This window comes from Streptomyces sp. KM273126, assembly GCF_004337435.2.
Taxonomy (GTDB): domain Bacteria; phylum Actinomycetota; class Actinomycetes; order Streptomycetales; family Streptomycetaceae; genus Streptomyces; species Streptomyces acidicola.
Genome location: NZ_SJXB02000001.1, coordinates 6,290,878 through 6,304,833, shown reverse-complemented (window position 1 = coordinate 6,304,833; position 13,956 = coordinate 6,290,878). Strand labels below are relative to the sequence as shown.

The 13,956-nt window shown below is 69.6% G+C and carries 12 protein-coding genes and 1 pseudogene; 5 read left to right on the top strand and 8 right to left on the bottom strand.

The window, feature by feature from the left end; genetic code table 11:
• Positions 1 to 32 precede the first annotated feature (32 nt).
• The 5 genes and pseudogenes from E0500_RS26925 to E0500_RS26905 form a co-directional block, all read right to left on the bottom strand.
• Positions 33 to 1,652: an MFS transporter gene (locus tag E0500_RS26925; RefSeq protein WP_131557598.1), complete on the bottom strand. Its 1,620-nt coding sequence runs from the start codon at positions 1,650 to 1,652 to the stop codon at positions 33 to 35.
• Between the two features lie 196 nt (positions 1,653 to 1,848).
• A pseudogene (locus E0500_RS45530) lies at positions 1,849 to 2,394 on the bottom strand (zinc-binding dehydrogenase); the annotation flags it as partial.
• Complete coding sequence (locus E0500_RS26915; RefSeq protein ID WP_258572941.1) at positions 2,313 to 3,287, bottom strand: NAD(P)/FAD-dependent oxidoreductase; 975 nt, start codon at positions 3,285 to 3,287, stop codon at positions 2,313 to 2,315. The pseudogene E0500_RS45530 and the gene E0500_RS26915, both read right to left, overlap by 82 nt.
• An 8-nt stretch (positions 3,288 to 3,295) precedes the next feature.
• A complete protein-coding gene (locus E0500_RS26910) occupies positions 3,296 to 4,561 on the bottom strand; it encodes a cytochrome P450 (RefSeq protein ID WP_399119929.1) in 1,266 nt (421 codons plus the stop codon).
• A gap of 569 nt (positions 4,562 to 5,130) precedes the next feature.
• A complete protein-coding gene (locus tag E0500_RS26905) occupies positions 5,131 to 5,784 on the bottom strand; it encodes a TetR/AcrR family transcriptional regulator (protein ID WP_131557812.1) in 654 nt (217 codons plus the stop codon).
• A gap of 278 nt (positions 5,785 to 6,062) precedes the next feature.
• Between E0500_RS26905 and E0500_RS26900 the strand changes: the two genes are divergently transcribed.
• The 3 genes from E0500_RS26900 (at position 6,063) to E0500_RS26890 (ending at position 9,224) form a co-directional block, all read left to right on the top strand.
• Entirely contained in the window at positions 6,063 to 7,541 is a 1,479-nt protein-coding gene (locus tag E0500_RS26900; protein ID WP_131557602.1) for an MFS transporter, read from the top strand.
• 155 nt (positions 7,542 to 7,696) lie between these two features.
• Positions 7,697 to 8,947, top strand: coding sequence for a cytochrome P450 (locus E0500_RS26895; protein ID WP_131557604.1), 1,251 nt, complete (start codon positions 7,697 to 7,699; stop codon positions 8,945 to 8,947).
• A 79-nt stretch (positions 8,948 to 9,026) separates the two neighbouring features.
• The gene (locus tag E0500_RS26890) at positions 9,027 to 9,224 is read left to right on the top strand and encodes a ferredoxin (RefSeq protein ID WP_131557606.1); all 198 of its coding nucleotides are present in this window, start codon (positions 9,027 to 9,029) and stop codon (positions 9,222 to 9,224) included.
• A 162-nt stretch (positions 9,225 to 9,386) separates the two neighbouring features.
• Here E0500_RS26890 and E0500_RS26885 read toward each other — a convergent pair whose 3' ends face one another.
• From E0500_RS26885 to E0500_RS26875, 3 genes are all read right to left on the bottom strand, one after another.
• Positions 9,387 to 10,547: an NAD-dependent formate dehydrogenase gene (locus tag E0500_RS26885; protein WP_131557608.1), complete on the bottom strand. Its 1,161-nt coding sequence runs from the start codon at positions 10,545 to 10,547 to the stop codon at positions 9,387 to 9,389.
• A 105-nt stretch (positions 10,548 to 10,652) separates the two neighbouring features.
• Positions 10,653 to 11,585 (bottom strand): LysR family transcriptional regulator, encoded by a 933-nt coding sequence (locus tag E0500_RS26880; protein ID WP_131557610.1) that lies wholly within the window; start codon positions 11,583 to 11,585, stop codon positions 10,653 to 10,655.
• 119 nt (positions 11,586 to 11,704) lie between these two features.
• Positions 11,705 to 12,487, bottom strand: coding sequence for a uracil-DNA glycosylase (locus E0500_RS26875; protein ID WP_131557612.1), 783 nt, complete (start codon positions 12,485 to 12,487; stop codon positions 11,705 to 11,707).
• A 201-nt stretch (positions 12,488 to 12,688) separates the two neighbouring features.
• Between E0500_RS26875 and E0500_RS26870 the strand changes: the two genes are divergently transcribed.
• A complete protein-coding gene (locus E0500_RS26870) occupies positions 12,689 to 13,051 on the top strand; it encodes a DUF488 domain-containing protein (RefSeq protein WP_131557614.1) in 363 nt (120 codons plus the stop codon).
• Positions 13,030 to 13,899 carry a substrate-binding domain-containing protein gene (locus E0500_RS26865; RefSeq protein WP_131557616.1) on the top strand — a complete coding sequence of 290 codons (870 nt, stop codon included), beginning with the start codon at positions 13,030 to 13,032 and terminating at the stop codon, positions 13,897 to 13,899. The genes E0500_RS26870 and E0500_RS26865 overlap by 22 nt, the downstream gene beginning before the upstream one ends.
• Positions 13,900 to 13,956 lie beyond the last annotated feature (57 nt).

Here is a 13,956-nt window from a genome sequence, read left to right as displayed (position 1 = left end):
AAACTCATCGCGGGCACCGTGTCGCCAGCGCCTCACCGCTTCGGATCTGACCTCACCTCGTCGCGCGCGGGGCCCGCTTCGTTCGGTTCGGGTGCGGTGGCCGTTCGCTCGGCGTGGGGAGCGCCATCGACCGCTTCTACGGCGGCTGACGAGGTGGCTGATGAAGTGGCTGACGAGGTGGCTTCGGAAGTGTCGAGACTCGTTCGCAGGACGACCGGCCTCAGCAGGACCGCCGCGACGATGCCGAGGGCGGCCACGGAGGCGGCGATCAGGAAAATGTTGCCGGTGGCTGCGCCGTAGGCGACGCCGGCGCTCTCGTGATCCTGCGACATCCGCTCGGTGACCTGACGAGTCAGCACGGCGCCGAGAACGGTGACCCCACACGTACCGCCCAGGGAGCGGAAGAAGGTGACCGTGGAACTGGCCGTGCCGATGTCCTTCAGTGGGACGGAGTTCTGCACGACGAGGATGAAGTTCTGGAGTGTCATACCGACGCCGGTGCCGATGCACAACATCGCGACGCTCATGAAGACCAGGGACGTCCTGTGGTCGATGGTGCCGAGTCCGGCGAATCCGGCCGTGAGCAGGATGGTGCCGGCGGTGACGAAGGGCTTGAGCTTCCCGGTCCTGCTGAGCAGCCGGCCCGCCAGAATGGAGGAGACCAGCAGGCCGCCCATCATCGGAATGGTCAGCAGCCCCGCCTGGGTGGCCGAGTAACCGCGGCTGACCTGGAAGTACTGGCTGAGATAGACCGAGGCCGAGAACATGGCCGTACCGGCGGCGAGGCTTCCGAGGATCGCCAGCACAGTCGTTCGCTGCTTGATGATGTGCAGCGGCACTATGGGCTCGGCGGCGCGCGTCTCGACCCACAGGGCGACGGACAGCAGGACCACTGCGGCGCCGACCATGGCGGCGGTCTGCCAGGACGCCCAGGCGAACGAACCGTCGACGAACGAGATCCAGACGAGCAGGATGCTGATTCCCGAGGTGATCAGGGTCGCGCCCAGGTAGTCGATCTTCACGTTGTCGCGGCGGACTACCGGGAGGCGCAGCGTCCGCTGGAGCAGGATCAGCGCGGCGACGGCGACCGGGATGCTGATGAGGAAGCACCACCGCCAGCCCAGCCATGAGGTGTCGACGATGAACCCGCCGAGCAGCGGACCCCCGATGGTGGACAGGGCGGTGACGCTGCTGAGGTAGCCGCTGTACCGGCCGCGTTCGCGCGGCGGGATCATCGCCGCGATGGCGATCTGGACCAGGGACTGCGCGCCGCCCACGCCTATGCCCTGGACGGCGCGCGCGGCGATGAGCTGCCCCGGGGACTGGCTGAGCCCCGCAGCCACCGAGCCCAGGATGAAGACGGTGATGGCGATCTGCACGAGCGTCTTCTTGCTGAACAGGTCGGCCAGCTTGCCCCAGATCGGGGTGGTGGCGGTCGTGCTGAGCAGGGTCGCGGTGACGATCCAGGTGTACTGCGTCTGCGAGCCGTTCAGCGCGCCCACCATCTTCGGAAGTGCGCTGGAGACCACGGTGCTGCTGAGCGTCGAGACGAAGAGCGCGATGAGCAAGCCGCTGAGGGCCACGAGCACCTGGCGCTTGGCTTTGGACGGTGTGTCTGCCGTGCCGGACTCGTTCACTGCGGCTGTGCTCATCGCGTGGGCTCCAGTAACTGTCGGAGGGGAGGGCTGACTTGTCGGACCGGCGGCGGCCCGTGCCTACACGATCACCGTGCGGACGCCCTCCCCCCCCTCGCTCAAGCGACTCGATGCCCTCGTTGACCTCGTCGAGGGTGATGCGCCGGGAAACCATCGCGTCGAGGTCCAGTTGCCCGGTCTCCGCCAGCCGGATGTAGCGGGGGAAGTCCCGCAGGATCTGGGACCCACCCACGACGGAGCCCTGGATGCGCTTGCCGGTGAAGATGGCGGACACCGCCGGGAGGGTGAGCATGGCGTCCCGCGCAGGGGGCATCCCGATGAAGGTCACCGTGCCCTCCAGCCGGGCCATGTCGAAGGCCTGCACCAGGAGTTGGGGCAGTCCGACCGCCTCGAAGGAGTGGTCGGCGCCGCGCCCGCCGGTGAGGGCGCGGACCTGCCCGACCGGGTCACCCTCTGCCGGGTCGACGGCGTGGGTGGCGCCCACCCGCAGGCTCGCCTCGCGGCGGCCGGGCGACAGGTCGACGGCGATGATGGTGGACGCGCCGGCAATGCGTGCCCCCTGGATGACGGACTGGCCCACGCCGCCGCAGCCGATGACGGCCACGCTCGATCCGGGCTGGACCGCGGCGGTGTTGAGGGCGGCGCCGAGGCCGGTCGTCACGCCGCAGCCCAGCAGGGCGAGTTGTTCGTCGGGCAGGTCGGTCCGTACGGCGACGACGGTCGCCTCATCCACGACCATGGCCTCGGCGAACGATCCGCAGCCGCAGAGCGCCGACGCCTTCTTCCTGTTGGGCAGGTCGAACCGGGGTAGGAACCGGTTCGCCTTTCGCTCGCAGTGCTGGGACATCGTGTTGACGCACCACCACCGTTGCCGAGCGGCAGGCCGGAGCCGGTCAGCCAGTCCGTCGCCGGTGTGGACCCCACGGCGACCACGACCGCGTCCGCGTCGAGCTTGGTGCCGTCGGCCAGTTCGACGGCGACCACTCGGCCGGCGGACTCCTCGAACCGGGCCACACCTGTCCCAAGGCGCAGTGCGACCCCGTGATCGCTGTGCATCTGCCTGACCAGTTCCCCGATGCTTTCTCCGACCTGGCGTTGCATGGGCACCGGCAGCGGGTCGACCAGCGTGACCTCCAGTCCCATGGTCCGGGCCACCGCTGCCACTTCGGCCCCGAGGAATCCGGCGCCGACCACCACGACCTTCGGCCCGCCCAGCAGATGGGCGCGCAGGACCAGGGCGTCATCGAGCGTGCGCAGGACATGCACGCCTGCGAGGTCGTCGCCGGGCAGCCGGCGCGGAGTGACGCCCGTGGCGATGACCAGGGCGTCGAAGCCGACCGGGTCGCCGCCGTCCAGCCGTACCCGGCGCTCGGCCAGGTCCAGCCCGACCGCTGTGCGGCCGAGTCGGAGGTTCGCGCAGAGCTTGCCGATGGACTCTTCGTCGCGCAGGCGTCCCCGCTCCGGCTCCCAGGCGCCGGACAGGATCTGCTTCGACAGCGGCGGCCAGTCGTACGGAAGGTGCAGTTCGTCTCCGACCAGGGTCAGTGCCCCGTCATATCCCTTGTTGCGAAGAGCCTCGGCCGTGGCCAGTCCCGCCGCCGAGGCGCCTACGATCACCACATCACTGGGCATGGCGTTCCTCACCAGGTGACCGGCAGTTCGTAGGCGCCGTAGACGAACCCGTCGTGCTTGAACGGGATCTCCGCCAGATCCGCGGCGAGCGCCAGGGTGGGGATCCGCCGCAGGAGGGCGGGATAGACGACCTGCAGCTCCATACGGGCCAGCGGCTGCCCCAGGCACTGGTGAATCCCGTAGCCGAAGGTCACATGACGGCGTGCGTCACGCATGAGGTCCAGCCGGTCGGGGTCGGGGAAGACGGAGGGGTCCCGGTTGGCGGTTTCGTTCACCGGGATGATGCCTTCTCCGGCGCGGATGACCTGGCCGGCGATCTCGATGTCCTCCAGCGCCACCCGGCGCAGTCCGCCGTGGGTGATCGTGATCCAGCGCAGCAGCTCGTCGACCGCGGAGGCGACCAGCTTGGGGTCGTCGCTGTCGCGCAGGAGCGCCAGTTGGTCGGGATGCTGGAGGAGGGTCAGCGTACCCAGCGTGATCATGTTCGCGGTGGTCTCGTGCCCGGCGAACAGCATCAGCACGCCCATCTCGGTGGCTTCCTGCCGGGTCAGCTCACCGGCCTTGACCCGCTCGGCGAGCCCGGAGAGCAGGTCCTCGGCGGGATGGGTGAGCTTCTCGCCCAGGAGGCCGTCCAGGTAGGTGAGCAGTTCCTGACGTGCTGCGAGCCGGTCCTCGCCGGGTGTGTCCCGGTTGATGATGGCCTTGCTGTTGTTCTGGAAGAACTCGTGGTCGTCGTAGGGGACGCCGAGCAGCTCGGAGATCACCAGCGAAGGCAGTGGCAGCGCGAGCGCCTCGACGAGATCGGCCGGTTTGGGGCCGTCGAGCATCTTGTCGATCAGGTCGTCGACGGCCCGCTGGGTGGGCGGACGGATCGCCTCGACGCGCTTGATGGTGAACGCGGACGTCGCCATCCGGCGCAGTCGGGCGTGTTCGGGATCGTCCATCATGATGAAGCTCATGCCGATCGAGGTCTTGCCCTGCTTCCGCAAGGCATCGGCCATCGCCTTCTCCCCGAGGGAGAGCTTCGGAGCACCAGGACGCATGGGATCGACGCTGACCCTCTGGTCGGACAGCACCGCCCTGTGTTCCTCCCAACCGGTCACCAGCCATGCGACGGTTCCGTCCCACAGCCGGACCCGCACGAGCGGGCCCTCCGCCTGGCGTGCCCTCATCGCGGGTGCCGGATCGAGCGGACACCGCGCGGACCTGGTGATGTCGTACTCCGGAGCGTCCGCGGAGGGCTCGCCGGTCGGCTTGCCTACTGCACTGATCACTGCTTGCTCCTCGCTTGTGGGGGGATCTTCCAGTGGGAGATCGTCGAGTCGGTTGTGGTGCGTGGCCATGGCGGCGCGCAGACCGAAACAGGTCGGCTCATTGGGCGTGACAGGAATCCGTTCGCACCCGGGGCGCATCGGATCTGCCGGGGAGAGCACCTTTGCGGGGCACCCGGGAATGGCACGGCGTTCCTGCACGTCGATGGGTCCCGACGATCCGGTCGTGGCGTGACCGCTCTGCTCGGCAGATCGCCGTTCCACCGACCGGTGACCGCTCGCTCACCACGACTGTGGCGCACGGCAACGGCGCGGTCGGCGTCGGCGTGGACGTGGGTTCCACGCCCGCCCGTTCGGCATGTTCCGGCGCGTGCGCCGGGGGCATACGGCTGCCCGGCAGAGGTCGGCACAAGCCCGGTGCGTCGCCGCTGCGGGCCACTCGATCTCCTCCGCCTCGACGTCTCCGTAGGCCCAGGCAACCACCAGCCCACAACTTAAGTCAACCCGTTGATTTAAGTTTTCGCCAGAAACAACCCGCCGGGCACACAGAAGCGCGCCGGGCGGGCCGGCGGTCAGCCCTCGCGCGTGACCGGCGCCTGCCACAGGGCAACAACGGCATCAATCAGACCGCTCGCCGTATCACGCCAACTGGCCCTGGACGTCGGCGTGTTGTCCGCAAGGGCGCGCTCCCGTTCCGCGACCATCTGTGTGATCAAGTGACGCGTCATAGCGGAACGCTCGGCGTGCACTTCCGCCGGCAGGTCGGGCAGACAACGGTTCATGCCGTCCTGCAGCTTCTGCATCGACGGGGACGCGGCCGCGAACTCCTCACTCGTGACCGCCCGCAGGGCCGGATCGGCCGTGACCTGGGCAATGAACCGGCCGTACCAGCTGGAGGCGCCCAGGGCCTCCACATGTTCGGTGACGGGGCGCACCGCACAGGCCACCCAGTCCCGCAGGTCGGCGGAGTCACCGATGTCGGTCAGCATGCGCAGACGGCCGGCCTCTATCCCCTCGGCATGCCGGCGAGCGAGGGCACGCACCAAGTCGATCTTGGTACCGAAGTGATAACTGACCGCGGCATTGTTGCCCTGTCCGGCGGCCTCGCTGATCTGGCGGTTGGCGACCGCATGCACCCCGTGCTCGGCGAACAGCCGCTCCGCCGCACTCAGGAGCGCCTCCCGCGTCGCACTGACCTGCTCGTCCCGCCTCGTCCTGCCGGCCATCACCACCACCACTTCGGGACATTGGATCAGCCCGCGGGGGCCCGTCCCCCAGGCCTCCGCAGACCCTCGACCAGGTCGGCGAGGTCAAACGACGAAAGCGTACGCAATGACATCGCCCGGCTCAGGCCATCCTCCTCCGCCACACCTCGACGTGGATTCCCGTGGGTTCCGTCGGCCCGACTTGAACACGGCCACCCGCCGGGGCTACATTTTAAATCAACCCGTTGATTTAACGCTAGCGGGCTGCCCATCTCTACCTGCTCAAACGGAGACCAGCCATGTCCCACACCTCCACCCGACCCGCGGACACGAGAAAGTCCGCGCCCCCGAATCCGAATATGATCGTGGCAGTGCTGGCCTTCGCCGGGATCGTGGTCTCACTGATGCAGACCCTGGTGATCCCGATCGTGCCGAAGCTGCCCACGCTGCTGAACGCCCCGCCCTCGGACACCGCCTGGACCGTCACGGCGACGCTGCTCGCCGCCGCCGTCGCCACCCCCATCGCCGGACGGCTCGGCGACATGTACGGCAAGCGCCGCATGCTCCTGACCAGTCTCGCCATGCTGACGATCGGCTCGGTCATCGTCGCCCTCAGCGACTCCCTCACCCCGATGATCGTCGGACGCCTCCTACAGGGCCTGTCCGCCGGCGTCATCCCCCTGGGGCTCAGCATCATGCGCGACGAGCTGCCCACCGACCGGCTCGGTGCGTCCACCGCACTGATGAGCGCCTCCCTCGGCATCGGCGCCGCCCTCGGCCTGCCCATCGCCGCCTTCGTCGCCGACAACTTCGACTGGCACGTCCTGTTCTGGGCCTCAGCCGTCATGGGCGCCCTCGCTCTCGTCACCGTGGTCACCCTCGTGCCCGAGTCCAAGGTGCGCACCGGCGGCCGCTTCGACCTGATCGGCGGCCTCGGTCTGGCGGGCGCCCTGGTCTGCCTGCTGCTGGCCATCTCCAAGGGCGGCGACTGGGGCTGGACCAGCGGCACCACCCTCGGCCTCTTCACCGCCGCCGCCGTCGCCTTCGTCGTCTGGGGCTTCCTCGAACTGCGCACCAGCCAGCCGCTGGTCGACCTGCGCACCACCGCACGCCCTCAGGTCCTCTTCACCAACCTCGCGGGGCTGGCCTTCGGCTTCTCCCTCTTCGCGATGCAGCTGATCGTCCCTCAGATCCTCCAACTGCCCCGGCAGACCGGCTACGGCCTGGGCAAGGACCTGCTCACCGTCGGCCTGGTCCTGGCACCCCAGGGCCTCATCGTGATGGTCGCGGCTCCCCTGTCCTCGAAGATCTCCCAGACCAGGGGCCCCAAGCTCACGCTCATGATCGGCGCTCTCATCGTCGCCGCCGGCTACGCCCTCAACATCGTCATGATGAGCGAGATCTGGCAGCTGGTCCTCGTCTCCTGCATCATCGGCGCGGGCATCGGCTTCGCCTACGGCGCCCTGCCCATGCTCATCATGGGTGCGGTCCCGGTGTCCGAGACCGCCGCCGCCAACGCCTTCAACACCCTCATGCGGTCCATCGGCACCTCCATCGCCAGCGCCGCCTCCGGCGTCATCCTCGCCCAGATGACCACCGACTTCGCCGGCCACGCCCTGCCCTCCGAGGGCTCCTTCAAGGTGATCATGGCCATCGGCTGCGGCGCCGCCCTCGTCGCCCTGCTCCTCGCCTCCTTCCTCCCGCGGCAGCGTGAAGGCGCCACCGCGCTCCGAGCCCCCGCGGAAATGGCTGCCGGGACGCCTGTCCAGAAGGCGTAGACACAACGTCCACGTCCCGCCCCTGACCGGAGTCGGCCGGCGGTCCCACCTGCCCAGCGGTTCGGCCCGTGACCCGGCGGCTCCTTGTCGGCCCACTGACCGGGAGCTCTCGATTTCCCGAACAGGGCTCCCTTCCCCCCACCATGAGGAGTGACATGAACCACGCCCTTGCCAGTGCCCCGGACAAGACCGTGCCGGACTTCCCGATGCCGAGGGAGGCCGGGTGTCCGTTCGCCCCGCCGCCCGGACTGCGGCAGCTGCACGAGGAGCAACTGCGTGCCGATCAGCCGCTGACGAAGGTCCGGATCTGGGACGGGTCCACGCCCTGGCTCGTCACGCGGTACGACGACCAGCGAGCCCTGCTGGCCGACCCGCGCTGCAGTGTCGACCAGAGGCGCTCCGGATTCCCCTACATGAACCCCGCCTTCCGCGAGGTCGCCGAGCGCGGCAGTGAGCCCTCCTTCCTCACCTTGGACGATCCCGAGCACGCGCGGATCCGCCGAATGATCTCCGGCGCCTTCACCGTCAAGCGGGTCGAGGCCATGCGGCCCGCCGTCCAGCGCATGACCGACGACTTCATCGACGCCATGCTGGCCGGCCCGAAGCCCGCCGACCTCGTCCGTACCCTGGCCCTGCCGCTGCCCTCCCTGGTCGTCTGCGAACTGCTCGGAATCCCTTACGACGACCACGAGTTCTTCCAGAGCAAGAGCGAAGTGGGCATGCGCCACGACGCCGACCAGGAAGAGGTGGCGGCCGCCCACCACGCGCTGCTGGAGTACCTCGACCAGCAGATCGAGACGAGGCTCAGCAACCCCACCGAGGATCTGCTCTCCGAACTCGCTGCCCGCTACCGCGAGGGCGAACTCACTCGCCGCCAGGCCGTCTCCATGGGGCTACTGCTGCTCGGAGCCGGCCACGAGACCGCCGCCAACATGATCGCGCTGGGCACCGTCGCCCTGCTCGAACACCCCGACCAACTCGCGATCATCCGCGACACCGACGACCCGCAAGTCGTCGCACGCGCAGTGGACGAGCTCCTGCGCTACCTGACCATCATCCACCTCGGCAACCGCCGCATCGCCCTGGAGGACATCGAGATCGGCGGGCAGACCGTCCGTGCCGGAGAAGGCCTCGTCCTGCCCAGCAACACCGCCAACCGGGAAGAGGGCCACTTCCCCGACCCCGACCGGCTCGACCTCCACCGCGACGCCCGCCGCCACCAGGCCTTCGGCTACGGCATCCACCAGTGCCTCGGCCAGCCCGTGGCACGCCTGGAACTCCAGGTCGTCTTCGGCACGCTCTTCCACCGGGTTCCCACCCTGCGCCTGGCCACCGACCTGCAGAAGCTCCCCTTCAAGGACGACGGCCTCGTCTACGGCGTCTACGAACTGCCGGTGACCTGGTAACACCCCGCGAACGAACCCAAAGCACGTACAAACCCAAAGCACGTACGAACACAAGCACCAACGAACACAGGAGACAGACATGCGTGTGGAACTGGACGAACCGAAGTGCGTCGCGTCGGGGCAGTGCGTCATCGCCTCCCCCGACGTGTTCGACCAGCGGGACGAGGACGGCATCGCCATCCTGCTCAACGACCACCCTGGCGACGATCTGCTCGACGACGTACGCCACGCCGTGGCCGTCTGCCCCGCCGCCGCGATCCGGCTGACGGAGCGGTAATGGCACCGTGCCGGACCACGCCCTGATCCTGAGGGACCACGGCAGCGGCATGGGCAGGTAGGGACGGAGGCCACCGCCCAGGTGAAGTCTGCGAGCGTGCGCATCGGCCGCTTCTGAGCGGGCGGGACGAGCCGGGCCGGGGCGGGCGGCGGCCTCCGTGGGTCACTTGTTGACCGAGTAGGAGTGGGCGCCTGTTCCGGCCAGGGCTCCCCCGTCGACGATGAGGTACTCGTCGCGTATCGGACGCCCGGTCAGCCAGGACTCCAGGATCTCGCGGGTGCCGGCCGCGTAGCGGGCCTGGGCGGACAGGGACGAGCCGGAGATGTGCGGGGTCATGCCGTGGTGCGGCATGGTGCGCCAGGGGTGGTCGGCGGGGGCCGGTTGCGGGTACCAGACATCACCGGCGTAGCCCGCCAGCTGACCGCTGCGCAGGGCGCGGTCCACGGCGTCCCGGTCGACGATCTTCGCTCGTGCGGTGTTGATGAGGTAGGCGCCGCGCCTCATCGTGGCCAGCAGCTCGTCGCCGAACAGTCCCTCGGTCTCGGGGTGCAGCGGCGCATTGATCGTGACGACGTCGCAGTGCGGCACCATGTCGGCCGCGCTCTCGTGGAAGACGAGCCCCAGCTCGCGCTCGACGTCCTCGGGAAGCCGGTACCGGTCGGTGTAGTGCAGCTTGACGTCGAAGGGGGCGAGGCGGCGCAGTACGGCCAACCCGATCCGCCCGGCGGCGACCGTGCCGACGTGCATGCCCTCCAGGTCGTACGAGCGGGCCACACAGTCCGCGATGTTCCAGCCGCCGCCCAGGACCACCTGGTGGGAGGGCAGGTAGTTCCGCACGAGGGACAGCGTCATCATCACCACGTGCTCGGCGACGCTGATGCTGTTGCAGTACGTCACCTCCGCGACCGTCACCCCGTGCGCGATCGCGGCGTCGAGGTCGACGTGGTCGGAGCCGATGCCCGCGGTGACGGCCAGTTTGAGGTTCTTCGCGGCGGCGAGACGGTCCGCGGTGAGGTAGGCCGGCCAGAACGGCTGCGAGATCACGACGTCCGCGTCGGGCAGTTCGCGGTCGAACACCGACCCGTCGCCGTCCTTGTCGGAGGTGACGACGAGGGTGTGGCCCGCCTTCTCCAGGAAGCCGCGCAGACCGAGTTCGCCGGAGACGCTGCCGAGCAGGTGGCCCGGGGTGAAGTCGATCGCCTCGGGGGTGGGGGTGGTCTGGCCGCCGGGGTAGTGGTCGATCGTGGGGAGGTCGTCGCGGGCGTACGTGGTCGGGTATCCGTCGGTGGGGTCGTCGTACAGGACGCAGAGCACCTTGGCCATGTCGCGGCTCCTCAACTGGCGTTGCGGGAAGGTGCAGTTCACGATCCACGGCATCGTTCGCGCTGGTCAAAGCGATCCTTGCTATGCCCTCATAGCCCGCTTCTATCAGCTGCGTCCGCCCAGGTAGGAGTGCAGCAGCTCGTCCAGCGCGTCCCGGACGCCGGCCTCCCGCGCCACCGTCACCAGTGCCTCGGCGAGCACCGACTCGGGTTCGCTGCGCGCCACGACCAGCCCGACGCGCGGCCCGTGCGCCGCCCCCGTCAGCGGCACCACCCGCATGCCTTCCGGCACCCCGAACATGTGGAGCCACGCGTGCGAGATGACGCTGGACCAGCGGCCACCGGGCAGATGGGCGTAGAGCCCGGCGACGCTGTCCGTCTCGATCGCGGGGGCGGCGGTGGCGCCGTCGGCGGCGAAGCACTCGTCGATGATCCGCCGGTTGCGCATCCTCGGGGAGAGAAGGCACAGGGGCAGGGCAGCGGCCTGCGACCACCGGGCCGTGTCGGACGTGCCCAGCGGGCCGTCGACCGGAGTGAGGAGCATGTACCGCTCCTCGTAGAGCGGGAAGCGCCTGACCTGGCGCAGTGTGTCGTCGTCCAGGTAGGTCATCGCCGCGTCCAGTTCGAACTCGGCCAGTCCGTGCGTGATCTGTGCCGACGACAGCGACTCCAGGGTCACTCCGGCGCGCGGATGGCGTTCGCAGAACGGAGTGGTCAGCAGGGAGGCCACCGGCAGCGCCGTCGGTACGACGCCGAGTCGCAGCGTACCGGTCAGCCCTCCGCGCAGTGCCGACAGTTCCTGCCGTAGCGCGTCCCGTTCGGCCAGGATCCGGTGCGCCCACGCCAGCACCACCTCACCTTCGGGCGTCAGCCCTTCGTAGCGTCTGCCCCGCCGCACGATCGGCACGTCGAGTTCGTGTTCGAGCCGGCGTATCGCGGCGGACAGCGACGGCTGCGAGACGTAGCAGGCGGCTGCGGCGCGGGCGAAGTGGCGTTCGCGGGCGAGTGCGACGAGGTACTCCAGCTGGCGCAGCAGCATGCACGGCCTCCGTGGGACGAGGGACGGCTGGGGTTCGAGGGTGCCGACGTACAGCATCGGTCAGGCCGCGCGCAGGTGAGGGTGAGTGCGAGGACCGTCGGCCGCCGGGCGGACGCACATCAGGAGCCGGGCGGCGGGCCGGGGCGCTGCCCGTCCCGCAGTCCGGCGAGGTCGGCGCCGCGGCGCAGTACGTCGCGGAGCATGGTGGGGGTGAGGGTGCGGGTGAACAGGTTGCGCTGGCTGGGGTGGTAGCAGCCCAGCAGGTGCAATTGCCGCTCGTCACCGGGACCGACAATCACTACGTGCGCACCGTGCCCGAAGACCGGGCGCGGACGGGGCACTTGCCATCCCGCTTCCGCCAGCACCGGCAACAGCGCGTGCCACGCGAAGGCGCCGAGCACCAGGACCGTCCGCAAGGTGGGCCGCAACAACTCCAGTTCACGGGCGAGCCAGGGGCGGCAGGTGTCCCGCTCGGTGGTGGTCGGCTGGTTGGCGGGCGGCGCGCAGTGCACGGGCACGGTGATCCGCACCCCGTACAGCTCCATCCCGTCGCCGCGGTGCGTGGCGGTCGGCTGGGAGGCCAGCCCGATGTCGTACAGCGCGGCATACAGCGCGTCACCGGCCGGGTCGCCGGTGAAGATGCGCCCGGTGCGGTTGCCGCCGTGCGCGGCCGGCGCAAGCCCGATGATCGCAAGGGGAGCGTCCGGCGGGCCGAAGCTGGGCACCGGCCTGGCCCAGTACTCCCAGTCCCTGAAGGTCCGGCGCTTGACGCGCGCGATCTCCTCCCGCCAGGCCACCAGCCGCGGGCAGGCCCGGCATGCGGTCACCGCCGCGTCCAGATCCCGGACCGCGTTCATCGCGGGAAAGTCGCGTGACTCCGGCGGGGGACGTCTGCCGGGCATGCCGTCGCACCTCCTCGACACCGCAAGGGGTCGTTGTCGATGCCGCCCGTAACGGGCACTCGTGGAGGCCACTCCGGGAGCGGTCGGCTCGCCCGAGAAGTCCCCGATAAACTGGTTGAGTCCGATTCCGTTTCGCGGCGGAGGGCCGAGCCGTCCAGCAGCTCAGGCCGAGCCGACCGATCGATCTGGAAGGGCATTCTCATGGCCAAACAGATCACGTATCGCAGAGTCTACGAGGAGACCTCGCCTCAGGACGGTAAACGTGTGCTCGTCGACCGGGTCTGGCCACGCGGCATGCGCAAGGAAGACGCGCATCTGGACGAGTGGCTCCGTGACGTCGCCCCGTCGACCGAACTACGCAAATGGTACAGCCATGAACCGAGCCGCTTCACCGAGTTCCGCCGCCGCTACTTTGCCGAACTGCGGGATTCCGGGCATCGGCAGGCCGCGGAGCATCTGCGTGATCTCGCCGCGCAGGACAAGCTCCTGCTGCTGACCGCCACCAAGGACGTGGACCACAGCCAGGCCGCCGTACTCGCCGAGTGGCTGACCAGGAAGCGGTGACGACCACTCATCCATGCGCCCTGACCAGTAACCCGTCGCTCGCCCATGTCGCCGCCGGAGTGGAACAGGAGGCCGCCGACCGGGGCAGGCTGAGTCTGGTGTGCGCCACGCATGACGACCGGGCCCGCGAGGACGACCTGGTCCAGCTCATGCGGGAGCAGCACGCGGCCGCCGTCCTCCTCGTCGGCAGTGTGGTGCCGGACGAGGCGTACGACCGGCGGATGATCGGATACGCCGAGGCGTTGAACGCCGCGGGATCGCGCCTGGTACTGGTCGGCCGTCCGGCGCCGGCGCCCGACCTGCCGGTGACCGTCGTGGACTACGACAACCGGGGTGGTGCCTTCCAGGCCACCTCGCACCTGCTCGCGTCCGGGCACCGGCGGGTGCTGTTCCTCGGCGGGGAGACCGGGCTGAGCAGCGGGGACGAGCGCAGGGCGGGGCACCGGGACGCGCTGCGCGCGCACGGCGTCGACCATGTCGAGGAGCTGGACACCGCGGGGACGTACACCCGTGCCTCGGGTTATGTCCGCACGCGGGACGCGTTGCGGGCCGGGCTGGAGTTCACCGCGGTGTTCGCCGCCTCCGACGTGGTCGCGCTGGGCGCACTCGCCGCGCTGCGCGAGACCGGCCTCGACGTACCGGGCGACGTGTCCGTGGTGGGCTTCGACGACGTGCCCTTCGCCACTGACCTGACACCGCCGCTCACCACGGTCCGGGTGCCCTACGAGGAACTCGGCCGCACCGCCGTACGCATGGCCCTGTCGCGCACGCAGGCCCCCGCCGACGACCACGTCGTACTCGGCACACAGCTGGTCATCCGCCGGTCGGTGCGCCGACTGGACTGGTAGGCACGCTCGTTCGCGGACCTGCCGTCCGGCCTCTCCCCCGTACCCCGATCGCCGCCC